This is a genomic window from Kitasatospora sp. NPDC059812 (assembly GCF_042732075.1).
GTDB lineage: Bacteria > Actinomycetota > Actinomycetes > Streptomycetales > Streptomycetaceae > Kitasatospora.
Genome location: NZ_JBHWIO010000003.1, coordinates 109,366 through 130,858 on the forward strand (window position 1 = coordinate 109,366; position 21,493 = coordinate 130,858).

The window sequence follows — 21,493 nt, forward strand, 5'->3', positions numbered from 1 at the left end:
TGGGCCGGGTCGGCGACGGCCGGGGCTGGCTGGTGCGCGAGGAGGCCTCGCCGAGGCCGCAAGGAGGCCGCGATGATCGTCGATGCGGTGCTGGGTGCCATCGGGGGGCTGGTCGGGCTGGGGGCGATCTGGGCGGGCCTGAGCGTCCGGGTCGTCCAGCAGTTCCAGAAGGGAGTGGTGTTCCGCTTCGGCCGGGTGCGCAGGGATGTGCGCGAGCCCGGGCTGGTGGGGCTGCTGCCGATCGCGGACAAGCTGCGCAAGGTGAACGTGCAGATCGTGACGATGCCGATCCCGGCGCAGGAGGGCATCACCCGGGACAACGTGACCGTCCGGGTGGACGCGGTGGTGTACTTCCGGGTCGAGGACCCGGTGAAGGCGATCGTCAACGTGCAGGACTACCACTTCGCGATCTCCCAGGTGGCGCAGACCTCGCTGCGCTCGATCATCGGCAAGAGCGAGCTGGACGACCTGCTGGCCAACCGCGAACCGATCAACCAGGGGCTGGAGTTGATGATCGACAGCCCGGCGCTGGGCTGGGGCATCGAGATCGACCGGGTGGAGATCAAGGACGTCGCGCTGCCGGAGTCGATGAAGCGCTCGATCGCGCGGCAGGCGGAGGCCGAGCGGGAGCGGCGGGCGCGGATCATCACGGCGGACGGTGAGTTCCAGGCCTCGGCCCGGTTGTCGGAGGCGGCGGCGGTGATGAGCGCGACCCCGGCGGCGCTCCAACTGCGGCTGCTGCAGACGGTGGTGGAGGTGGCAGCGGAGAAGAACTCGACGCTGGTGCTGCCCTTCCCGGTGGAGCTGCTGCGCTTCCTGGACAGTGCGACGGACAACCAGCAGCGGGCCGCGGTGAACGCCGCGGCGGCAGCGGCGAAGGGCGCCGAACGGGCCGCCGTGGAGCGGGAGGAGGCGGCGAAGGCGGAGGTCGAGCAGGACAGCTCGAAGCACGAACTCCCGCCACTGGAGGAATTGTTGGACCAGTCGCCGGTGCCGGATGCGGACGCGCCGGGCGGGCGCGCGGAGCCGGACCAGGCGGCCTGACCGGCGCCCGGTGGCGGCCGCCGCGGGCCCGGACCAGGATGGACAGGGGGCGGAAGCCAGGCCAGGAGGCGGGATCATGACCAGAGCCAGCGACATCATGCACCCGGGCGCGGAGTGCATCCGCGAGCACGAGACGCTCGCCGCCGCCGCCCGGATCATGCGGGAACGGCACGTCGGCGCGCTGCCCATCTGCGGGGAGGACGACAAGCTGCTGGGCATCGTGACCGACCGCGACATCGTGCTGCGCTGCGTCGCCGAGGGCCGGGACCCGGCCGGGGTGACGGCGGGCGAGCTGGCCCTGGGCCGGCCGATGACGGTGGAGGCGGACGAGGACGCGGAGCAGGTGCTACGGGTGATGGAGCAGTACCGGGTGCGCCGGCTGCCGGTGATCAACCACCCGGAGCACAAGCTGGTCGGGATGATCAGCGAGGCGGACATCGCGCGCGGGCTGCCGCAGGCCCGGGTTGCGGAGTTCGTGTCGGCGGTCTGCGCGGAGGAGGCGCCCGCGGAGGAGGCGGCCAAGGCCGGGGCCTGACGGCGTCGGCTGATCCGGGCCGGGGGGTCAGTGCCAGCCGTGGCGGGTCAGGGACGCGGCGAATCAATCAGGGCATCGTCCGGCCAGCGTGTCGAGGTGGCGGCGCAGCACGGCGCGCAGTTCGTCCGGGCCGACCAGGTCCGGGTGCTGGACGGCCTGGAGGGTGAGGCCGTCGAGCAGGGCGGAGAGGCGGCGGGTCTCGACGGCGAGGTCGAGGCCGGGCGCCAGGGCGCCGGAGTGTTCGGCCTCCGTCAGGACGCGGTGGATCAGTTCGTCCAGTCCGGCCTGCAACTCGGCGGCGCGGGAGCGGAGTTCGGGGCGGGTGCGGGCAGCGGTGACGAAGGACAGCCAGAGCGCGGACTCCTCCCGGCGCTCGGCGTCCAGGGGGAGGGTCTCGGTGAGGAGTTCCTCGACCTGTGTGCGGCGGTCGGTGCCGCCCTCCGGGTCGAGCAGGGTGCGGGCGTGGGTGCGGATCCGGCTGTCGATGCGGCGGGCCAGCTCCTGCATCGCGAAGATCATCAGTTCGGAGCTGCCGGCGAAGTAGTGCCGTACCGAGCCGATGGCGAGCCCGGCCTCGTCCGCGACGTTGCGCAGCGAGGCGCGTTCCAGCCCCTCTCGGGCGGCGACGCGGAGCACGGCGTCGGCGACGGCCTGGCGGCGTTCCGCGGGGTCCACGATCTTGGGCATGTTGCCGTTATAGCACGGTCGAGCTAAATTGCTTATTTAGCATGGTCGAGCTAAAAAAATCCCGGGGAGGGGTGTGTCGATGAACGTCTGGCTGCAAGCGGGGTTGATCGCCGTCGTGGTCGTGGTGGTGGTGATCCGGCGGCTGCGTGGGGAGCCGCTCAATGCCCGGGACCTGTTCGCGCCGCCGGTGGTGCTGACCGCGATCGGGTTCTGGTCGCTGGTGCGGCACCCGGGTCTGGGCGCGGGTGACTACGCCTGGGTGGCCGCCGGTGTCGTGCTCGGCGTCGGGCTCGGGGTGCTGCGCGGCATCACCGTCACGCTGTTCGAGCGCGACGGTGTGGCGTGGCAGCGGTACACCGGCCGGACTTTCCTGGTCGCCGCCGGCTCCCTCGCGGTGATGGCGGGCTTCGGCCTCCTCGCCGGCCGCTTCGGTCTCGCTCCGGATGCCCGGCCGGTGCAGTTGTCGATCGGCGTGGGCTTCCTCGGTGAGGCCCTGGCGGTCGGCTGCCGGGTGCTCGTCGCGGGTCTTCCCTTCGCGCCCGAGCGGCGGGGTCTGAATCCGCCACTCGGCGCGGATCGAATCAGGCGGTAACTTTGGTTGTCGTAGGCCGGTTCGGTAACTATGGTTGTCGCATGACATCGATCGAGATCACCCCCGAGGAGCGGTCCGAGCTGGCCAGGGCGCTCGGTGACGCCCTGAACCCCCTTGCCAGGGCTGTTCGTTCGCGCGAGACCGGGCTGCCCGAGGACCGGATGTGGAACGCGGACCCGGCCGAGGTCGCGCTCTCCGTCCTCGCCACCTGGAAGGTGGTGGACACGGAGGTCAAGCGGCTGACCGCGATCGCGGCGGCGACGGCGGGTTCCTACGGTGCGAGCTACGAGCAACTGGGTGCGGCCTGGGGCATCACCCGGCAGGGGGCCCGGAAGAAGTGGCCGGAGGCCCGCCCGGCGGCGCCGCACGGCACGCTCGAACTGTTCGGCGGAACAGCCGAGTTGGAGCAGGAGGCGGAATCCGGCGACTGGCGCTGGGCGGGCGTCGGCGCCGACGGCGCGCGCGGCGCGGCCGACCGCGGCTATCCGACGAAGGAGGAGGCCGCGGCCCGCGCCGGGGCCTTCCTCGGCGAGCACGCCGCGCCCTAGGAATGCTCCCGAAGCGCCCGGGCGATCAGTTCCGCCAGGTGCAGGGCCTGGCGGCCCTGGGCGAGTTGGGAGATCTGGGTACGGCAGCTGAAGCCGTCGGCCAGGATCACCGTGTCGGGGGCGGCGGCCCGGACCTCGGGGAGCAGGACGCGCTCGGCGATCGCCTCGGACACCTCGAAGTGGCCCCGCTCGAAGCCGAAGTTGCCGGCCAGGCCGCAGCAGCCGGAGTCCAGCACCCGGTTGTGCAGGCCGAGTCGGGCCTCGACCCGGCGGTCGGCGGCGCTGCCGAGGACGGCGTGCTGGTGGCAGTGGGTCTGGGTGACGGCGTCCAGCGGGACCTGGGGGAGCGGGGCGTCGGAGGCGTACTGGTCGAGGAACTCGGCGAAGGTGCGGGTGCGTTCGGCGAGCGGGCGGCCGTCCGGGCCGAGCAGCCGGGGCAGGTCCTCGCGCAGGGTGGCGGTGCAGCTCGGGTCCATCCCGACCACCGGGGTGTCGGCGGGCAGTCCGGTGTCGGCCAGCGTCCGGAGGCTGCGCCGCAACACCCGGCGGGCGGTGCCGAGTTGGCCGGTGGAGTACCAGGTCAGGCCGCAGCAGACCGGGCCGGCGGGCAGCCGCACGTCGAAGCCCAGGTGCTCCAGCACCTCGACGGCGGAGCGCAGCACGTTCGGCTGGAGGTGGTCGGAGAAGGTGTCCGGCCACAGCAGCACCGGCCGTGCCCCCGCCGGGGCCGGGTGCGCGGCGCGGTGGCGGCGGTACCAGCGGGTGAAGGTCTCCGGCGGGAGGACCGGCAGCACCCGGCGCCGGTCGATCCCGCCGAGCAGTTTGAGCAGCCCGGCGGCCGGGGAGCGGGCGAGGGTGTTGGCGGCGCCGGGGGCGAGGGCGGCGGCCCGCAGCCAGAGCGGCAGCCAGCCCATCGAGTAGTGGGCGAGCGGGCGCGGGCGGTGCCGGTAGTGCTGGTGGAGGAACTCGGCCTTGTAGGTCGCCATGTCGACATGGACCGGGCAGTCGCTCGCGCAGCCCTTGCAGCTCAGGCAGAGGTCCAGGGCCTCCCGGACCTCCGTCGAGCGCCAGCCGTCGGCGATCGCCGCGCCGCCCTGGCGGCCGGGAGGTGCCGCCATGCCGCGCAGCATCTCGGCCAGCAGCCGGGCCCGGCCCCGGGTGGAGTGCCGTTCCTCGCCGGTGGCCATGTAGCTGGGGCACATCACCCCGGTGTTCGGGTCCACGCACTTGGCGACGCCGACGCAGCGGTGCACGGCCTTGGCCAGGCTGCCGCCGTCCTGCTCGTACGGGAGGGCGAGCGGCAGCGGGCGGCGCGGGGCGGTGACGAAGCGCAGGTCGGCGTCGAGCGGGCGCGGGTCGACCAGCGCCCCCGGGTTGAGCAGGTGCTCGGGATCCCAGATCCGTTTGAACTCGCCGAACAGGGCGATCACTTCGGGCGGGTACATCCGGGGCAGCAGCTCGCCGCGGGCCTGCCCGTCGCCGTGCTCGCCGGAGAGCGACCCGCCGTAGGAGACCACCAGGTCGGCGGCCTGCTCCAGGAACTCCCGGAAGACCAGCACCCCGGCGGGCTCGTCCAGCGGGAAGTCGATCCGCAGGTGCACGCAGCCGTCGCCGAAGTGCCCGTACGGCACGCCGTGCAGGCTGTGCCGGCGCAGCAGGGCGCGCAGGTCCCGCAGGTAGTCGCCGAGGCGCTCGGGCGGGACGGCGGAGTCCTCCCAGCCGGGCCAGGCCTCGCCGCCGCCGGGCAGCCGGGTGACGATGCCGGCGCCCGCCTCCCGGACGGCCCAGAGCTGGCGCTGCTCGGCCGGGTCGGTGACGAGGGCGACGGAGGCGGAGCGTTCGCGGCGCACCGCGTCGGCGAGCCGGCGGGCCGCCTGGTAGGCCTCGACCGGGGTGGCGCCGCCGGTCTCCAGGAAGAGCCAGCACTCGCCCGCGGGCAGCCGGTCCAGCGCGGGCGGGCGGGGGCCGGCGGCGAGCAGTGCGGCGATCAGGTCGGCGGACATGCCCTCGGCGGTGAGCGGCCCGAGCGGCAGCAGCGCGGGGACGGCGTCGGCGGCGGCGCCCTCGTCGGGGTAGCCGGCCACCACCAGGGCGCGCGCGGGCGGCTCCTCGACCAGCCGGACGGTCGCGCCGAGCAGCACCGCGCAGCTGCCCTCGGTGCCGGTGAGCGCGCGGGCCAGGTCGTGGCCGTGCTCGGGCAGCAGGGCGTCCAGCGGGTAGCCGGAGGTGCGGCGGGGCAGCGCGGGCAGGCCCTGGCGGATGGTGGCGAGGTTGCGGTCGGTGAACTCCTGGAGCTGCCGGTGGAGTTCACCGGGCCGCCCGGGCAGGGCACGGAGCGCGGCGCGCTCCTGCGGGGTGAGCCGGCCGCCCACGGTCAGCTCGGTGCCGTCCGCGAGCAGCAGCTCCAGCCGCTCGACGTTGTCCGAGGTGCGCCCCCAGGCGAGCGAGTGCGAGCCGCAGGAGTCGTTGCCGATCATGCCGCCGAGGGTGCAGCGGCTGTGCGTGGACGGGTCGGGGCCGAAGCGCAGCCCGTACGGCCGGGCGGCGCGCTGGAGGTCGTCCAGCACGGTGCCCGGCTGGACCCGGGCGGTGCGGGCCTGCGGGTCGACGTCCAGGACGGCGCCGAGGTGGCGGCGGAAGTCCAGCACCACCGCGCCCGGGCCGATCGCCTGCCCGCCGATGCTGGTGCCCGCCCCGCGCGGTACCACCGGCACGCCGTACTGACGGCAGAGCGCGACGGCGGTGCGGACGTCGTCGAGGTCGGCGGGTTTGACCACGCCGAGCGGCAGTTGCCGGTAGTTGGACGCGTCGTGGCTGTAGACGGTCCGCTCGGCGGTGCCGAAGCGGACCTCCCCGCGCAGTACGGCGGCCAGTTCGCGGGCCAGCTCGGCCCCGGGGGCTGCGGACGGACGGCTCACCAGGGACCTCCGGGCGGGTGCGGCGACGGCTCCGGCCGATCATGGCAGCCGCGCGCCCGCAGGGGTACCGGCCACGACCGGGGTACCGCCGATGGGGTGTCGGTCGGCGGCCGCCCGGACAGGACCTCGGCCCCGCCGCCTGCGGAGGCGGGGTCGCGCACGTGCGGAGTCCAGTCACCGCCGCCCGGTGAGCGTGCCGCGGGCGATGTGGGAGAGCTTGGCCATCTCGAACGCCGGGTAGGCGCCGCCGGCCAGCAGCGAGAACTTGATCCCCTCGCGGCCGCCGGGCCGCCGATGGCCGGGCGGCTGGAAGCGCCGGTGGTGCTCGGCGGCCCGGTGGAAGAACTGCGGCCGCTCGGCGCGGGTGACGCACCCGGCCAGGTCGAAGACGAACAGGTAGTGCCGGATCATCCGGACGAACAGCGCGTCCCGCACCGCGTACAGGTGCGGCTGGTCCTCCAGCAGCGCGAAGCTGCGCTCGTACTGGTCGAAGAGGTCGAACACGCCGCTGCCCGGGGAACCGGTGGGGTGGACGGTCTCCCGGCGGCGCAGCTGCACGCACTCGCGCGCCAGCGCGGCGACGCGGCGGGCGCCGAGCAGTGCCGCGTGCACCACCGGGATCTCCTCGTACCGGCCGTCGGGGAAGGCCAGCCGCAGCTCCTCCCAGTGGCCGCGGCGGATCAGCCGGTCCCAGACCAGCGGCGGCGCGCCGAACAGGGCGGGCTGGTCGAAGGGCTCGAACACCTCGGGGCCGGCCTCGGCGAGCAGTGCCTCCGCCCCGCCCGGCCAGTCCCGGCCGTTGTGCCGGCGGGAGTGGCCGAACAGCAGCAGGTCCACCGGGCCGGTCTGCCCGAGCCGGTCGGCGAGGGTCTGCAGCGCGTCCTGGGGCAGCTGGTGGTCGGCGTCCAGGAACAGCAGGTACTCGCCGGCGGCCCGCGCCGCCCCCGCGTTCCGGCTCACCCCGACCCCGACCGCCGCGTTGAGGTGCAGGACCGACAGCCGCGGGTGCCGGGCCGCGTACGCGTCGGCGAGCTCGCCCGCGGCGTCGGGGGAGCGGTCGGCGACCACGATCACCTCGACGTCCTGGAGGGACTGCGCGAACAGCGAGTCCAGGCAGTCCGCGAGCTGTTTGTGCTGGTCGTAGGCGGGGAGCACGACGCTGATGAGGGGTGAGGGCATGACGCCGGAGCGTAAGAGGACGCGCTGACCGTGGCAAAGCCCTGACGGTGCGTAATACCGAGCAATTCCCGCCAAATCGTACGACCGTACGCCATATCTTCACGCGGCCTGCCGGACGCGTCCACGACAGCCGGAACGCGCGGGGCCCGCGACGCGTGGTGCCGTCGCGGGCCCGGGGTGCGTCGAGGCTCGGCAGCCTCGGTTTAGTACCAGTGGTGGTTCTGCCAGAACGACCAGGCGGCGCAGGGGCTGCCGTAGCGGGAGTTCATGTAGTCCAGGCCCCACTTGATCTGGGTGGCCGGGTTGGTGCGCCAGTCGGAGCCGGCCGAGGCCATCTTGCTGCCGGGCAGCGCCTGGACCAGGCCGTACGCGCCGGAGGAGGCGTTGACGGCGAGGTGGTTCCAGCTGCTCTCGCGGGACACGATGTTGCTGAAGCACTGGAGCTGGCCGGCCGGGACGAGCTGCGCGGCGATCTGCTGCGGGCTGCCGGTGAGGGCCGGGGCGCCGGTGAGGTCCTGGCGCGCCTGCGAGCGGGAGGCGGCGGCGTCCGCGTCGGCCTTGGCCTTGGCGTCCGCCTGGGCCTTCGCGTCGGCCTCGGCCTGCGCCTGGGCGGCGGACTCCGCCTCGGCCTGCGCCTGGGCCTGGGCTTCCTGAGCGGCTTGGTCGGCGGCGGCAGCGGCAGCGGTGTCAGCCTGGGCCTGGTCGGCGGCCGCCTTGTCGTCCACCGTGACGGCGGCCGCGGGGGCGGCGGCCTCGGTGGTGCTCCCGGCCTGCGGGAGGGCGAGGGCGGCGGTGGCGGCGCTCGCGACGACGAGGGTGGCGATGCCGGTGATCAGGGAGTTGCGGCGGGCATGGCTGAGCTGCATGAAGCGGACAATCCTTTTCCGTCGGGGGCCGTGCCGGTGGCACCGGGTGCGGGGCATCGCACGGGCGCCCGGGTGAGCGGGGCCCGCGCGGCCGTCCGGGACGGCCGTGGTGCCCCGGCGGAAGTGGCGGGGCGGGTCGGCTGCGCGGCGGACGGGGCCGGCTGCGCTGCCTGGCGACGGGCCATTCTTCGCAGGGCCGGGGACGGGTGGCAAAGGCAGGTGCCACTACGGCGGGTAGTAGCCGCAGGGTGGCTGCGGCGAGACGCGGTGATGGGTTTGGGGGAATTTGTCCGACTTGCGTACTTGTGGGTCGAAGGTCGGTGGCGCGAGCGGAATGCGTGGGTGTGAGGTGCGGTGGCCTGCGTTCTTCGAGGCATTCCGGGCAGCCCGACGCGGGACGGGAGCCCGTGCCGGGGGGTCGGCCGGCGCCCGGGCCGTAGCCGTCCACTATCGGGGGCAGTAGACGGCGAACCCCGTGTGGGCGGCCTCACACCTCCGGCCGGCCGGGATCGGCGCAGGGTGACCGGCCGGTCACCGCTTCAGGAGGCCGTGTGCGAGTTTCCGGTGGCGGGCGGGGAGGCCGGCTCCGCCGCCGATTCCGGCTCCTGCTCCTGCTCGTCCGCCGGGGCCGCGTCGTGGACCGGGTCGAGGGCGAGGTCGCGGGCCAGGTCCCGGGCCAGCAGGGTGGCGCCCGCGACGGCCCCCGGCATGGCGAGCACCGTCACCAGCGGAACCAGGAACGCCAGGATCAGCGGCGTGCCGAAGCCCAGCGCCAGCCCGAGCCGGGCGCGCAGCAGCCGGATCCGCTCACGCTGCGGCACCCCGCGCCGCTGGAGGGCGACGGCGACGAGCTCGACGGTCAGGAAGAAGCCGGACACCAGGAAGCCCAGCGCCGGCACCACCGTCTGCCCGATCACCGGGATGAAGCCGCAGGCGAACAGCACCACGCCGAACGCGGCCACCCGCACCAGGACAGCGGCGCTGTCCCGTACCGCGATCACCAGTTCGCGCCACAGCGCCGACTCCGGCGGGGTGGGCGCACCGCCCTCGGTCTCGTCGACCTTCGCGGACAGCGCCTCGTAGAAGGGCTGACCGACCAGCAGCGTGACGGCGGTGAAGGTGAGCAGCGAGAGCAGCAGGCCGCCGCCGAAGGCGATCGCGGCGAGCGCGTCGCGCAGCAGGCCCTGCCAGGGCGAGCTCCAGTGGTCGGCGAACGGGGTGGCCCAGTCGGCGAGGTCCTTCGACCAGCCGCCGAGGAAGACGAGCGCGACGGCGTACCCGGCCAGGGTGAGCAGTGCGGGCAGCATGCCGAAGCCCCACCAGCGGCCGTGCCGACCCACCCACTTCTGGCCCCCGACCAGGTACTTCATCCCCGCCACAAGATCTCGCATGGGCGATCACATTAGGGCTTTCCCGTTCGGAACCCCGCATTGCCGTGTTCCTGCCAGTTTCGACCGGCAGGGTCGGGCCCCTCCTGTCGCGACGCCTTCGGGGCCACCCTCGGTGCTCCCCGACCTGTCAGTGGAGGAGTCTGATGAAGCGTCAATTCGGCAGATTCATCGTGTTGTTGGCCGCACTGGTGCTCGGCGCCGGCGCGCTGGTGCTGCCCGCCGCCGCCTCGCCCGCACCCTCGGCGCCGTCGCCGGGCGTGGTCGGCGGCACGCGGGCGGCGCAGGGCGAGTTCCCGTTCGTGGTGCGGCTCTCGATGGGCTGCGGCGGCGCGCTCTACACCCCGCAGATCGTGCTCACCGCCGCCCACTGCGTCAACGGCACCGGCGCCGACACCAGCATCACCGCGACCGCCGGCGCGGTCGACCTGCGCAGCGGCAGCGCGGTCAAGGTCCGCTCGACGTACGTGTACCAGGCGCCCGGCTTCTCCGGTGCGGAGAGCGGCGACGACTGGGCGCTGATCAAGCTGGCCTCGCCGGTCGGCGGCAGCCAGGTGAGCACGCTGCCGACCACCGACTCCACCGCCTACGACAGCGGCACCTTCACCATCATGGGCTGGGGCGCCGCGACCGAGGGCGGCGCGCAGCAGCGCTACCTGCTCAAGGCCACCGTGCCGTTCGTCGACGACGCCGCCTGCGCCAACGCCTACCCGGGCCTGAACAGCGCGGCCTCGCTCTGCGCGGGCTACGTCGACCAGGGCGGCGTCGACACCTGCCAGGGCGACTCCGGCGGGCCGATGGTCCACCGGGACGCGGCCGGCCGCTGGGTCCAGGTCGGCATCGTCAGCTGGGGCAACGGCTGCGCCCGGCCCGGCTACCCGGGCGTCTACACCAAGGTCAGCACCTACGCGGCCGACATCGCCTCGGCGGCGGCCGGGCTCTGACGCCGACCGCCGAAGAGCCGAAGAACCGAAGAACCGAAGAATCGAAGAACCGGAGCGCCCGGAGAATCCCCACCGGGCGCTCCGGCGCGTCAGCGGTCAGCGGTCAGTCGTCCGCCGTCCGCCGTCAGCCGTCAGCCGTCAGCCGTCAGCCGTCAGCCGTCCGCCGGGGGCCGGTGCGCCGTCGAGCCGCCCAGCCAGGCCCGGGCCCGGCGCCGCTCGTAGGCGATCCGGCCGGTGGCGTCCGGCGGCAGCCGGGAGAGGACGGCGGCCGCGGCCTCGTGGCGCCCGGCCCGGGCGTACGCCCCGGCGAGGCGGCCGGCGACCAGGGCGTGGTCGTGCGGGTGGGCGGCCTGGTCCAGGCGCCCCAGGGCGGCGCCCAGGTGGGCCACCGCCGCGTGCGCGTGGGCGGTGCGGCCGGTGCGGACGGCGAGGTCCCGGTGGCAGGTGCCGTGGGCGACGCCCAGCACCAGGGCCGCTCGGGCGGCCCCGGGCACCGGCTCGCCGGCCCGCAGGGCGGCCTCGGTCAGCCGTTCGGCGTCCGCCATCGCCCGCCACGTCTCGGGCGCCGCGCCGGCCAGCGCGTGAGCGTGCGCCTGGGCGAGGGCGGCCCAGGCCCGCAGGCCGGGCAGGGTGCGGGCGGTGGCGTGGGCGGCCTCGGCCAGGGCGAGCGCGGTGGCCGGGTCGCCGCTCCACCAGTGCAGGGTGCTCTGCCGGGCGAGCAGGGCGGCCGCGGTCGGCTGGTCGTCGGCGGCGCGGGCCCATTCCAGTCCGGCCGCGTACCAGCCGAGCGCGCGGGTGCGGCGGTCCCCCTCGAAGTGGGCCCAGCCCGCGAGTTCGGCGTAGCGGGCGGCGAGCGAGCGGACGGCGGGGGCGGTTTCGCGCGGGGCGGCGTGCTGCCAGGCGGCCAGGGTGCGGGCGTGGTGTTCGAGGACGGTGGCCAGCTGTTCGCCGCCGGTGTGGGCGGCGGCCGCGCGGTAGACGTCGAGCAGGTGGCCGAGCACGGCGAAGGTGGCGGCGTCCGGTCGGCTCGTCGGGGGCCCTGTGCCGCTCTCGCCGAGGGGCGGCAGGGTGGGGGCTGCGAGTTCGCCGAGGTGTTCCCGCTCCTGCCGGACGGGCTGCCACAGGGCGGCCAACTCGCCTCCGGTGAGCAGGAGTTCGTCGGCCCGGGCGGGGAGCCCCGGTGGTGGCCAGCGGCGGGCGTTCTCCACTCGGCTGATCAGTGAGTTGTGGTAGCCGAGCAGGCGGCCGAGTTCGGCCTGGCTGAGTCCGCGGGCCTCGCGCCAGTGGCGCAGCCGGTGGCCGAAGCGCAGGCGCGCGGACGCGGGGGCGGGGAGGGGTGGCAAGGGGTCTCCCGGGGGGTGGGGGAGCGCTCGTGGGGGAGCGCCATGCCCAGGTATCCCCCTTGACGTGCCATTGTCAAACTGTGGTTCGTGTCCGGCGAACGGCACCGGGCCCGGGAGCCTCCGCAACGGCTCCCGGACCCGGCACTGTCGCGCGGCGCGGACGGGTCAGGACCCCGCCGCCACCGCGGCCCGCCGCCGTCGGCCCACCACGGCCGAGGCCGCGAGCACGATCGCCGCGGCGACCAGCGACAGGTACATCTGCTTGCGCCCGTCGGCGTCGGTGAACATGTACGCCACCACGAACCCGATCATGCCGATGGCCGTCCAGGTCAGGTAGGGGTACAGCCACATGCGGACGGTCAGCCGCTCGGGAGCCTCCCGCTCGATGATCCGGCGCATCCGCAGCTGGGAGAAGCAGATCACCAGCCAGACGAACAGCGCAACCGCGCCGGAGGAGTTGAGCAGGAACGCGAACACCGTGTCCGGCGAGGTGTAGTTGAAGAACACCGCGACGAAGCCGAAGACCACCGAGGACAGGATGGCCACCCGCGGCACGCCCCGCTTGGTCACGGTCGCGAAGGCCTTGGGCGCGTCCCCGCGCTGGCCGAGCGAGAAGGCCATCCGGGAGGCCGTGTACATCCCGGAGTTGAGGCAGGACAGCACGGCCGTCAGCACGATCACGTTCATCACCTGGCCGGCGCCCGGGATGCCCACGTGCTCCAGCACCGCCACGTACGGGCTGCCCTTGACGGCGTCCGAGTCCCACGGCAGCAGGGTGACCACGAGCAGGATCGAGCCCAGGTAGAAGATCCCGATGCGCCAGATCACGCTGTTGGTGGCCTTGCTGACCGCGCGCTCCGGGTCCTCCGACTCGCCCGCGGCCAGGGTGACGATCTCGCTGCCCATGAAGGCGAAGACCACCGTGAGCATGCCGGTGAACACCGCGCCCACGCCGTGCGGCAGGAAGCCGCCGTGGCCGGTCAGATTGCTGGTGCCGACCGCGTGGGTGCCGGGCAGCACGCCGAAGACGGCGAGCGTGGCGATCACCAGGAACGCGGCGATCGCCACCACCTTGATCCCGGCGAACCAGAACTCGAACTCGCCGTAGGAGGCGACCGAGAACAGGTTGGTGGCGGTCAGCACCGCCATCACGAGCAGCGCGAACGCCCACTGCGGCACGCCGGGCATCCAGGCGTTGAGGATCTTCGCGCCGGCGGTGGCCTCCACCGCGAGCACCACGACCCAGAAGAACCAGTACAGCCAGCCGATGGTGAACCCGGCCCAGCGGCCGAGCGCGCGGTCCGCGTACGCCGAGAACGAGCCGCTCTGCGGGTCGGCCGCCGCCATCTCGCCGAGCATCCGCATCACCAGCACGACCAGCACACCGGCCAGCGTGTAGGAGAGCAGGATGCCCGGCCCGGTGGAGGCGATGCCCGCGCCGGAGCCGACGAACAGGCCGGCGCCGATCACCCCGCCGATGGCGATCATCGACAGGTGGCGGTTCTTGAGCCCCGCCTTCAGATGGCCCTCGCCGCCGTGCCCGGGCGGCCCGGCCTGCTGGGGGACCTGGGCGGCTGCCGCAGGCCTGGTGGTGTCCGCACTCATCAGATGAGCCCTGTGCCTTTCCAGCGCGCGGCGCGACCCTCGGCTCGTTGCGCCGGAGGGTGGGGGACGGACCCGCGCATTGCGGTGCAACCTAACTTCTACGGCCGAGTATCGGAACAGAGCATCCGTAAATGTTCGGTAACCGGACATAAAAAGCCAGGTCAGAGCGGGTGGAAAAGGGGTGCGAAAAGCTCAAATCTGACGCACCGCCAATGCGTCGGCGGCGCTCGGGGCCCGGTCGGAGCCCTGTCGCGGCTCACGGCCCGCGCAGGTCCAGCACGGTGATCCGCGCCGCGTCCGCGGGCCGGCCGGTCAGCCGCGCCGCCAGGATCCGGGGGATGTCGCCCTCCTGCGAGTACCCGGGAACCACCTCGACCTCCGCCCGCCGCACGCCGGCCTCGCCCCGCACCGCGTACACCACCCGGTACACGGTCCGCTCCGGCGGCGGCGCTGCGCCCTGCCCACGGCTCCGGACGGTCATCGGCATCGACCTCCTCGGCTCATTGTCGGCCCGGTGTGGCCGATCGGGGCAAACCCAGGCACAGTGGGATTCTCGGCACGCTCCGGGAAGGAGCGACCCCCATGCAGACCACCTGGAAGGGGACGATCAGCTTCGGGCTGGTCAGCATCCCCGTCCACCTCTACTCGGCCACCCAGGAGCACGACGTCCCGCTGCACCAGGTGCACGCCAAGGACGGCGGACGGGTGCGGATGAAGCGGTACTGCGAGCGGGAGGAGAAGGAGGTCCCGTACGCGGAGATCGCCAAGGGCTACGAGTCCCCCGACGGCCGGACCGTCACGCTCACCGACGAGGACCTCGCCGACCTGCCGCTGCCCAGCAAGAAGATCATCGACGTGCTGGCCTTCGTGGACGCCGGCGAGATCGACCCGCTGATGTTCTCCAAGGCCTACTACGTGGGCGTCGCCGACCAGGCCGCCGCCAAGCCGTACGCCCTGCTGCGCGACGCGCTCACCGCGTCCGGGCAGATCGCCGTCACCAAGATCGCGCTGCGCACCCGGGAATCCCCGGCGGTGCTGCGGGTGCACGACGGCACGCTGGTGCTCCAGACCTGCATCTGGCCCGACGAGGTCCGCCCCGCGGCCGGCATCGCGCCCGAGGGGGACGTCACCGTCCGGCCGCAGGAGCTGAAGATGGCGCGGTCGCTGATGGACACCCTCTCCGAGGACTTCGACCTCGCCCAGTTGCACGACGACTACCAGCAGGCGCTCCAGCAGGTGATCACGGCCCGGTTGGAGGGCGTCGAGCTCCCGCACGAGGAGGAGCCGGGCGAGGCGCCCGACAACGTGATCGACCTGATGGAGGCGCTGCGCAGCAGCCTCAAGCGGGCCAAGGGCGGGCGGGGGCCCGACGCGGGGCCCGACACGGACGAACCGGAGGACGAGCAGCCCGCGACCCGCAAGCGCGCCCCGGCGAAGAAGCCCGCCGGGTCGGCGGCCGCCGCCGGGAAGGCCGCCCCGGCGAAGAGGACTGCCCCGGCGAAGAAGACCGCGACCGCGAAGACCGCGACCGGAGAGGCCACGACCGCAAAGTCCGCGACCGGAAAGGCCGTGGCGGGAAGGACCGCGACCGGAAAGTCCACGGCTCCGCGCAAGGCCTCCTGAGCCCCGCGGATCCGGCAGCCCCCCGAGAACCGGAGGCGATCCCGATGGACCTGCTGACCTACAAGGAACTCGACACCGACGCCGACCCCGAGGCCCCGCCGCAGCGCCGGAGCCCGGCGCAGCGGGCCTGGCACTGGCTGCTGAGCCTCAACCCGACCGCCGTGGTGGTCATGGTCGCGCTCTCGCTCGGCCTGGGCATGGTCGCTGCCCAGGTGAGCTGGCTGCCGATGCTGGTGCTGATGGCCATCGTCTGGGGAGCGACCGTTCTCGCCCTGGTCGGCGTGGTCGCCCGCTGGATGACGCCCGGCCGGGGCAGGCACCGGGTGGCGTCCTGACCCGGCCGGGTCCGAGCCGGGCTCGGTTCGTGCCTGCGGATCCGGGGGTGCTCAGCCGATCCACACCGTGGTGATGTTGCAGAACTCCCGGATCCCGTGCCCGGACAGCTCCCGGCCGAACCCGGAGCGCTTGACGCCGCCGAACGGCAGCGCCGGGTGGGAGGCGGTCATCCCGTTGAAGAACACCCCGCCGGCCTGGATGTCGCGGACGAAGCGCTCCTGCTCGCCCTCGTCCCGGGTCCAGACGTTGGAACTGAGCCCGAACGGCGTGTTGTTGGCGAGCGCCACCGCCTCGTCCAGGTCGGCGACCCGGTAGACCGTGGCGACCGGGCCGAAGGTCTCCTCCTGGTGGATCCGCATGGCCGGGGTGATGCCGGTCAGCACCGTCGGCTCGTAGAAGTAGCCGGTGTCCCAGCCCTCCGGGCGTCCGCCGCCGCACTCGACCCGGGCGCCGTGGGTGCGGGCGTCCTCGACCAGCTCCTCCAGGTCGTCCCGGCCCTGGCGGCTGGCCAGCGGGCCGACGTCGGTCGCCTCCTCCATCGGGTCGCCGACGCGCAGCGCCCGCATCGCCTCGGTGAAGGCGGCGGTGAAGCGGTCGTACACGTCGGTGTGCACGATGAAGCGCTTGGCGGCGATGCAGGACTGCCCGTTGTTCTGCGCCCGGGCCCGGACGGCGGTGCGCACCGCCGCGTCCAGGTCGGCGCTGGGCAGCACCACGAAGGGGTCGCTGCCGCCCAGTTCCAGGACGGCCTTCTTCACCTCGTCGGCGGCGGTGGCGGCGACCGCCCGCCCGGCGGGCTCGCTGCCGGTGAGCGTGACCGCGGCCACCCGGCGGTCCCGGATCACGCCCTCGACCGCGCCCGAACCGATCAGCAGGGTCTGGAAGCAGCCCTCCGGGAAGCCGGCCCGGCGGAACAGCTCCTCCAGCGCCAGCGCCGTCCGGGGCACGTTGGAGGCGTGCTTGAGCAGGCCGACGTTGCCCGCCATCAGGGCCGGCGCGGCGAACCGGACCACCTGCCAGAACGGGAAGTTCCACGGCATCACGGCCAGCACCGCCCCGAGCGGGCGGTAGCGGACGTAGGCGCGGGCGGCGCCGGAGTCGGCGACGTCGGCCGGGGCCGGGTGCTCGTCGGCGAGCAGTTCCTCGGCGCGGTCGGCGTACCAGCGCATCGCCGTGGCGCACTTGGCGGCCTCGGCCCGGGAGGCGGTGAGCGGCTTGCCCATCTCCTCGGTCATCGTGCGGGCGATCGCCTCCCGGTCCTGGTCCAGCAGGTCGGCGGCCCGGCGCAGCAGGTCGGCGCGGGCGGCGAAGGGGGTGGTGCGGTAGCCGTGGAACGCGGCCTCGGCGCGGGCCAGCCGCTGCTCGATGCCGGCCGCGTCGAGCGGTTCGAAGGTCTCCAGGATCTCGCCGGTCGCGGGGTTGACGCTGGCGATGGGCATGCGGGGCTCCCAGGGGGGTCGGGGTCCGGTGCGTCTGCGCCTCTCACCCTCCCCGACGGCCCGCCCGGGGCACGCCACCACCGCCCGGCGTGTCCCGCCGGGCGGTGGTGGCGCGGGCACGTCTACTCGGGCAGCGACTCCACCCGGGCCGCCGCCTCGCGGGCCCGGGCACCGGCCCTGGTCCGCCCGGCCGTCACCAGCCGGCCGGGAAAGCGGTGCAGGTACTCGGCCTCCAGTTGCCCGGTGCGCAGGGTGTGCCGCTTGAGGGCTTCCTCCGAGCCGTACAGGAAGGTCTCGTGGCGCGTGCGGTGCAGCTGTTCCAGCTCGTGCAGGAGCGTGTCGTTGCCCAGGGCGTGCGGGGAGACGCCCGCAGGCCGGATGTGCGGATCCTCGACGTGCCGCATCTGGTACCTCCTCGGCGGAAGCCCCCTCCTCCAGGGTGCCCGCTGCCCCCGGCCGGTGCACCAGTTCGGGTGGCCGGGGGCACGCCCGTCAGGCCGGTCGTGATCGAACGGATCGTAGGATGAATGCTTCTGGACTCATCGCTCCCGCCCCCTACAGCTCGGACAGATCCCCCATGCCGCTCCCCAAGGCCGAACTCCACCTCCACATCGAAGGCACCCTGGAGCCCGAACTCGCCTTCGCCCTCGCCGCCCGCAACGCGGTCACGCTGCCCTACGCCGACACCGAGGCGCTGCGGACGGCGTACTCCTTCAGCGACCTGCAGTCCTTCCTGGACCTGTACTACGCGCTGATGGCCGTGCTGCGCACCGAGGAGGACTTCGCCGACCTCGCCGACGCCTACCTCACCCGGGCGGCAGAGGCGGGGGTGCGGCACGCGGAGATCTTCTTCGACCCGCAGGCGCACACCGCGCGCGGCGTGCCGCTCGGCGTGGTGGTCGACGGCCTGACCCGGGCGCTGGCGCGCAGCGAGGAGCGGCACGGGATCAGCACCCAGCTGATCATGTGCTTCCTGCGGGACGAGTCCGCCGAATCCGCGCTGGAGACCTTCGAGGCCGCTCGCCCGTACTTCGACCGGATCGCGGGCATCGGCCTCGACTCGGCCGAGGTCGGCCACCCGCCGGCCAAGTTCCGCGAGGTCTACCGGCGGGCCGCCGAGGCCGGGCTGCGCCGTGTCGCGCACGCGGGCGAGGAGGGTCCGGCGTCCTACATCACCGAGGCGCTGGACGTGCTCGGCGTCGAGCGGATCGACCACGGTCTGCGCTGCCTGGAGGACGGCGAGCTGGTCGCGCGGCTGGTCCGCGAGCAGGTCCCGCTGACGCTCTGCCCGCTCTCCAACGTCCGCCTGCGGTGCATCGACACCCTCGCCGACCACCCGCTGCGCGAGATGCTGGAGGCCGGCCTGCTGGTCACCGTCAACTCGGACGACCCGGCGTACTTCGGCGGCTACGTCGACGACAACTTCCGTGCCGTGCAGCAGGCCCTCGCGCTCGACGAGGAGATCCTGCGCCGGCTCGCCGCGAACTCCTTCCGGGCCTCCTTCATCGATGGCGAGCGCCGGGCCGAACTGCTGGCCGAGGTCGAGGAGTTCCGCTTCTAGGCACTGTCCTGGGCGGCGTCTGACGGCCAGCCGCCCGGCCCCGGAGCGTAGGGCCCGGGGCCGGGCGGACGGGTCGGTCGAACGGTCGGCCGAACGGGGTCAGAGCAGGGTGCTCCAGTAGTACCAGAACCGGTTGAGGACCAGCAGGGCGATCACCGCGTACCAGAGCGCCGGGACGACCCAGTGGTAGCGCGCCGCCTCGCGGACGACCGGGCGCAGGGCGCGGCCGGTGGGGATGATCCCGGAACGCAGGTTGTGCAGGGTGGTGTACCAGAACAGCGGGATCATCGCGGCCCAGACCACCATGCAGTACGGGCAGAGCGCGCCGATCCGGTAGAGCGCCTGGTACATCAGCCAGGTCACGAAGCCGATGCCGAAGACCGTCCCGGCCTGGAGGCCGAGCCAGAACCAGCGCCGGTACGCCGCCCCGGCGAGCAGCCCGGCGCCGATCGCGATGACGACCCCGAAGCCGACCAGGCCGAGCAGCGAGTTGGGGAAGCCGAAGGCCTCGGCCTGGTTGCTGCGCATGATCGAGCCGCAGCTGATGATCGGGTTGATGTTGCAGGAGGGGACGTACGACGGGTCCTTCAGCAGCCGGATCTTGTCCAGGGTGAGGACCGAGGAGGCGAACAGGCCGACCGCGCCGCCGATCAGCAGCAGCCAGGCGAACGGGCGGCTCGCGCCGTACGTCCGTACGGCGGGGGCGGCGGCCGTCATCCGGTCACCTGCTTGACCATCGCCGTGAACTGCTCGGGCGTGGCGGCCTTGCCGCCGGTGAGGACGTCCAGCTTCTTGCCGTCCAGCTTGACGGTCGGGGTGCCGGTGACGTCGCTCTTGTTGAACTCCTCGTTGACCTTGGCCGCCCACGGCGCGTAGGTGCCGTCCTGGACGGCCTTGACGAAGCCGTCGGTCTTCAGCCCGGGGACCTGGCCGGCCAGGTCGAGGAGGTGGTTGACGTCGCCGAAGCCGTCGGTGCGCTCGTCGGGCTGGTTGGCGTAGAGCACGTCGTGGAACTGCTTGAACTTGTCCACGCCCTCGTTGAGCGCGGCGCCGGCGGCGGCCAGCGCGGTGCGCGAGCCCTTGCCGCCGAGGTTCTTGTCCAGGAACGTCGCCAGGTGGTACTCGATCTTGTACGTGCCGTCGTCGGCGAGCTGCTGGATGGCCTTGCCGGTGGTGGTCTCCAACTGCTCGCAGAACGGGCAGCGGAAGTCCTCGTAGATCTCCAGGGTGTGCGGGGCGTCGGCCTTGCCGTAGGTGATCACGGTGCCGTCCTGGCCGCCCGTGTTGGCGGGGACGGTCAGCGGGCCGCTCGCGGCAGCGTCGGCGGAACCGGAGCCGGAGGAGCCGCCGACGGCGAAGGCCACACCCGCCACGAGGGCGAGCACGGCGGCGGAGGCGCCGCCGACCACGACCCGGCGGCGGATCCGGTCGGAGCGCTCGGCCTGGGCGCGGGCGGCGCGCATGCGGTCGGTGGCGTTGGTCTTGGCGGCGGCCTTGCGGGTGTTGCTCATGAGGTGTCGTCCTGTGCTCTCGGGCGTGCGGGGGTGCGGGCGCGCGGGGCGCGCGGCGAGAGGACCGGCCGGGAGCGGCGCCGAGCGGCGCGCGCCTGTCAGCAGGCCAGGGCGAGCGCCGGCGGACCGCGCCGGACGGCCGGGCGGACGACGACGTCCTCGGCCGGGACCAGGGCCCGGCTGGCCCGGGGGAACGGCACCCGCGCCACCGGACGGGCCGGGACGGGCGCGGCGAGCAGCCGCAGCCAGCGGGCGGCGGCCGGCAGGTGCCGGTGCAGGAAGTCGCCCAGCATCCGGACGGTGCGGGCGAGGCCGGCCAGCGCGGCGTCCGCCCGGCGCAGCCAGAACGCGCCGGCCAGCGCGATCGCGGCGTGCAGCAGCAGGAGCAGCAGGACGCCGATCTGCTGGGAGACGCCATGGCCGAGCAGGAACCCGCCCAGCGAACCGCCGCCGCACAGCAGCGGCTGGAAGCCGCGCGCGGAGCCGGGCGGCAGGGACGGGCAGGCGGTCTGCGCGAAGTCGAACAGCGCGCTGACGCCCAGTTCCAGCGGCAGGAACACCGCCGCGACCGCCGGGTAGCCGCGCTCGCGGCCGGCCAGCGCGTACGCCACCGCGAACACGGCGACGCAGGCCAGGGCCATCGGGCCGGCCGGCAGCGCGCGGCCGGTGACCAGCACCTGGCCGAGCCCGGCGAGCAGCACGACCAGCGCGGCGAAGACCGCCGCGCGGAGCGTCCTGGTGACCGGGCCGATGTCCATGGCATCCGAGTCTGCCACAGGTTGAAAGTGAAACGGTCGGGCCGGTGGTCCGCTGTGAAGAGCCTCACCACCGGCGCTGAGCTGGGCTTATGCGGCCCTTACGCGGGTCCGCCCGCCGGGTTCACCGGGGTTGCCCGCCGTGCTCAGCCGCGTCTGACCGCCGCGCCGACCCGTTCCTCGACCAGTTCCCGGAAGTGCTCCAGGTCGTCCCGTACGGTCCGCTCGATCGCCCCGGCCAGGGCGAAGCCGCGCGGCCCGCCGAACGCCTCGTGCATCGCCTCCGGGTCGTACTCCACCCGGATCTGCAGCCGGGTGTGCCGGGCGTCCAGCGGCAGCAGCGCGAACGCGCCGTGCAGCCGCGGTTCGTCGAGCGTGCGCCAGGACATCACCCGGCCCCGGCCGCGGTCGGTGATCTCGGTGTCCACCGCCCGCTCGGCGCCGTCGACCTCCACCCCGAGGTGTGCCAGGTTCCGCCCGTGCGGGTGGGCGCTGCGGACGCCGTCGACGAACTGCGGGTACTCGTGCACCCGGTGCAGCTGCTCCCAGGCGACGAGGACGGGGACGGCGAGGTCGATCTGTTCCTCAAGGATGCTCATCACGGTGCTCCGTGGCGGGG

The 21,493-nt window shown here is 73.9% G+C and carries 22 protein-coding genes; 8 read left to right on the forward strand and 14 right to left on the reverse strand.

The genetic code is table 11. From position 1 onward, the window contains the following. Positions 1-72 precede the first annotated feature (72 nt). Entirely contained in the window at positions 73-1,044 is a 972-nt protein-coding gene (locus ACFV6D_RS02575) for a slipin family protein (protein WP_380428027.1), read from the forward strand. Positions 1,045-1,120: 76 nt separating this feature from the next. Next, the gene (locus ACFV6D_RS02580; RefSeq protein WP_063346447.1) at positions 1,121-1,579 is read left to right on the forward strand and encodes a CBS domain-containing protein; all 459 of its coding nucleotides are present in this window, start codon (positions 1,121-1,123) and stop codon (positions 1,577-1,579) included. A 63-nt stretch (positions 1,580-1,642) separates the two neighbouring features. Here ACFV6D_RS02580 and ACFV6D_RS02585 read toward each other — a convergent pair whose 3' ends face one another. After that, positions 1,643-2,266, reverse strand: coding sequence for a TetR/AcrR family transcriptional regulator (locus ACFV6D_RS02585; RefSeq protein WP_380557890.1), 624 nt, complete (start codon positions 2,264-2,266; stop codon positions 1,643-1,645). A 79-nt stretch (positions 2,267-2,345) separates the two neighbouring features. Between ACFV6D_RS02585 and ACFV6D_RS02590 the strand changes: the two genes are divergently transcribed. Together ACFV6D_RS02590 and ACFV6D_RS02595 are read left to right on the forward strand one after the other, a co-directional pair. Then, positions 2,346-2,858 carry a DUF1453 domain-containing protein gene (locus tag ACFV6D_RS02590; RefSeq protein WP_380557893.1) on the forward strand — a complete coding sequence of 171 codons (513 nt, stop codon included), beginning with the start codon at positions 2,346-2,348 and terminating at the stop codon, positions 2,856-2,858. 41 nt (positions 2,859-2,899) lie between these two features. Beyond that, the gene (locus ACFV6D_RS02595) at positions 2,900-3,406 is read left to right on the forward strand and encodes a hypothetical protein (RefSeq protein WP_380428033.1); all 507 of its coding nucleotides are present in this window, start codon (positions 2,900-2,902) and stop codon (positions 3,404-3,406) included. Here ACFV6D_RS02595 and ACFV6D_RS02600 read toward each other — a convergent pair. The 4 genes from ACFV6D_RS02600 to ACFV6D_RS02615 form a co-directional block, all read right to left on the reverse strand. Further along, positions 3,403-6,324 (reverse strand): FAD-binding and (Fe-S)-binding domain-containing protein, encoded by a 2,922-nt coding sequence (locus ACFV6D_RS02600; protein WP_380557896.1) that lies wholly within the window; start codon positions 6,322-6,324, stop codon positions 3,403-3,405. The two genes, ACFV6D_RS02595 and ACFV6D_RS02600, sit on opposite strands and share 4 nt — an antisense overlap. 174 nt (positions 6,325-6,498) lie before the next feature. Beyond that, positions 6,499-7,503, reverse strand: a complete 1,005-nt coding sequence (locus ACFV6D_RS02605) for a glycosyltransferase family 2 protein (RefSeq protein ID WP_380557898.1) — start codon at positions 7,501-7,503, stop codon at positions 6,499-6,501. Positions 7,504-7,706: 203 nt separating this feature from the next. Next, entirely contained in the window at positions 7,707-8,369 is a 663-nt protein-coding gene (locus ACFV6D_RS02610; RefSeq protein ID WP_380428041.1) for a lytic transglycosylase domain-containing protein, read from the reverse strand. 539 nt (positions 8,370-8,908) lie between these two features. Next, positions 8,909-9,760, reverse strand: coding sequence for an EI24 domain-containing protein (locus ACFV6D_RS02615; RefSeq protein ID WP_380557901.1), 852 nt, complete (start codon positions 9,758-9,760; stop codon positions 8,909-8,911). 143 nt (positions 9,761-9,903) lie between these two features. Here ACFV6D_RS02615 and ACFV6D_RS02620 point away from each other — a divergent pair, with 143 nt between their 5' ends. After that, positions 9,904-10,701 carry a S1 family peptidase gene (locus ACFV6D_RS02620; protein WP_380428045.1) on the forward strand — a complete coding sequence of 266 codons (798 nt, stop codon included), beginning with the start codon at positions 9,904-9,906 and terminating at the stop codon, positions 10,699-10,701. Between the two features lie 152 nt (positions 10,702-10,853). Here the strand turns inward: ACFV6D_RS02620 and ACFV6D_RS02625 are convergent, their stop codons facing one another. The 3 genes from ACFV6D_RS02625 to ACFV6D_RS02635 form a co-directional block, all read right to left on the reverse strand. After that, positions 10,854-12,044 carry a helix-turn-helix domain-containing protein gene (locus ACFV6D_RS02625; protein ID WP_380557904.1) on the reverse strand — a complete coding sequence of 397 codons (1,191 nt, stop codon included), beginning with the start codon at positions 12,042-12,044 and terminating at the stop codon, positions 10,854-10,856. A 165-nt stretch (positions 12,045-12,209) separates the two neighbouring features. After that, complete coding sequence (locus tag ACFV6D_RS02630) at positions 12,210-13,649, reverse strand: amino acid permease (RefSeq protein ID WP_063346440.1); 1,440 nt, start codon at positions 13,647-13,649, stop codon at positions 12,210-12,212. A 256-nt stretch (positions 13,650-13,905) separates the two neighbouring features. Beyond that, entirely contained in the window at positions 13,906-14,130 is a 225-nt protein-coding gene (locus ACFV6D_RS02635; RefSeq protein WP_380377289.1) for a hypothetical protein, read from the reverse strand. 101 nt (positions 14,131-14,231) lie between these two features. On the opposite strand from ACFV6D_RS02635, the gene ACFV6D_RS02640 reads away from it, so the two are divergent. Together ACFV6D_RS02640 and ACFV6D_RS02645 are read left to right on the forward strand one after the other, a co-directional pair. Continuing rightward, complete coding sequence (locus ACFV6D_RS02640) at positions 14,232-15,272, forward strand: Ku protein (protein WP_380557907.1); 1,041 nt, start codon at positions 14,232-14,234, stop codon at positions 15,270-15,272. A 44-nt stretch (positions 15,273-15,316) separates the two neighbouring features. Beyond that, complete coding sequence (locus tag ACFV6D_RS02645) at positions 15,317-15,607, forward strand: hypothetical protein (protein WP_380557910.1); 291 nt, start codon at positions 15,317-15,319, stop codon at positions 15,605-15,607. Positions 15,608-15,658: 51 nt separating this feature from the next. Here the strand turns inward: ACFV6D_RS02645 and ACFV6D_RS02650 are convergent, their stop codons facing one another. Next, complete coding sequence (locus ACFV6D_RS02650; protein ID WP_380343024.1) at positions 15,659-17,047, reverse strand: NADP-dependent succinic semialdehyde dehydrogenase; 1,389 nt, start codon at positions 17,045-17,047, stop codon at positions 15,659-15,661. A 122-nt stretch (positions 17,048-17,169) separates the two neighbouring features. Further along, positions 17,170-17,451 (reverse strand): DUF6158 family protein, encoded by a 282-nt coding sequence (locus ACFV6D_RS02655; RefSeq protein ID WP_063346435.1) that lies wholly within the window; start codon positions 17,449-17,451, stop codon positions 17,170-17,172. 173 nt (positions 17,452-17,624) lie between these two features. Here ACFV6D_RS02655 and ACFV6D_RS02660 point away from each other — a divergent pair, with 173 nt between their 5' ends. Further along, entirely contained in the window at positions 17,625-18,608 is a 984-nt protein-coding gene (locus ACFV6D_RS02660; RefSeq protein WP_380557912.1) for an adenosine deaminase, read from the forward strand. Positions 18,609-18,707: 99 nt separating this feature from the next. Here ACFV6D_RS02660 and ACFV6D_RS02665 read toward each other — a convergent pair whose 3' ends face one another. From ACFV6D_RS02665 to ACFV6D_RS02680, 4 genes are all read right to left on the reverse strand, one after another. After that, positions 18,708-19,325, reverse strand: coding sequence for a vitamin K epoxide reductase family protein (locus ACFV6D_RS02665; RefSeq protein WP_380557915.1), 618 nt, complete (start codon positions 19,323-19,325; stop codon positions 18,708-18,710). After that, positions 19,322-20,119 carry a DsbA family protein gene (locus ACFV6D_RS02670; protein ID WP_380430205.1) on the reverse strand — a complete coding sequence of 266 codons (798 nt, stop codon included), beginning with the start codon at positions 20,117-20,119 and terminating at the stop codon, positions 19,322-19,324. Before ACFV6D_RS02670 ends, ACFV6D_RS02665 begins: the two co-directional genes overlap by 4 nt. Positions 20,120-20,217: 98 nt before the next feature. Continuing rightward, complete coding sequence (locus ACFV6D_RS02675; RefSeq protein ID WP_380494966.1) at positions 20,218-20,895, reverse strand: hypothetical protein; 678 nt, start codon at positions 20,893-20,895, stop codon at positions 20,218-20,220. Between the two features lie 125 nt (positions 20,896-21,020). Further along, positions 21,021-21,473: an SRPBCC family protein gene (locus ACFV6D_RS02680; RefSeq protein ID WP_363369629.1), complete on the reverse strand. Its 453-nt coding sequence runs from the start codon at positions 21,471-21,473 to the stop codon at positions 21,021-21,023. Between the last annotated feature and the right edge of the window lie 20 nt (positions 21,474-21,493).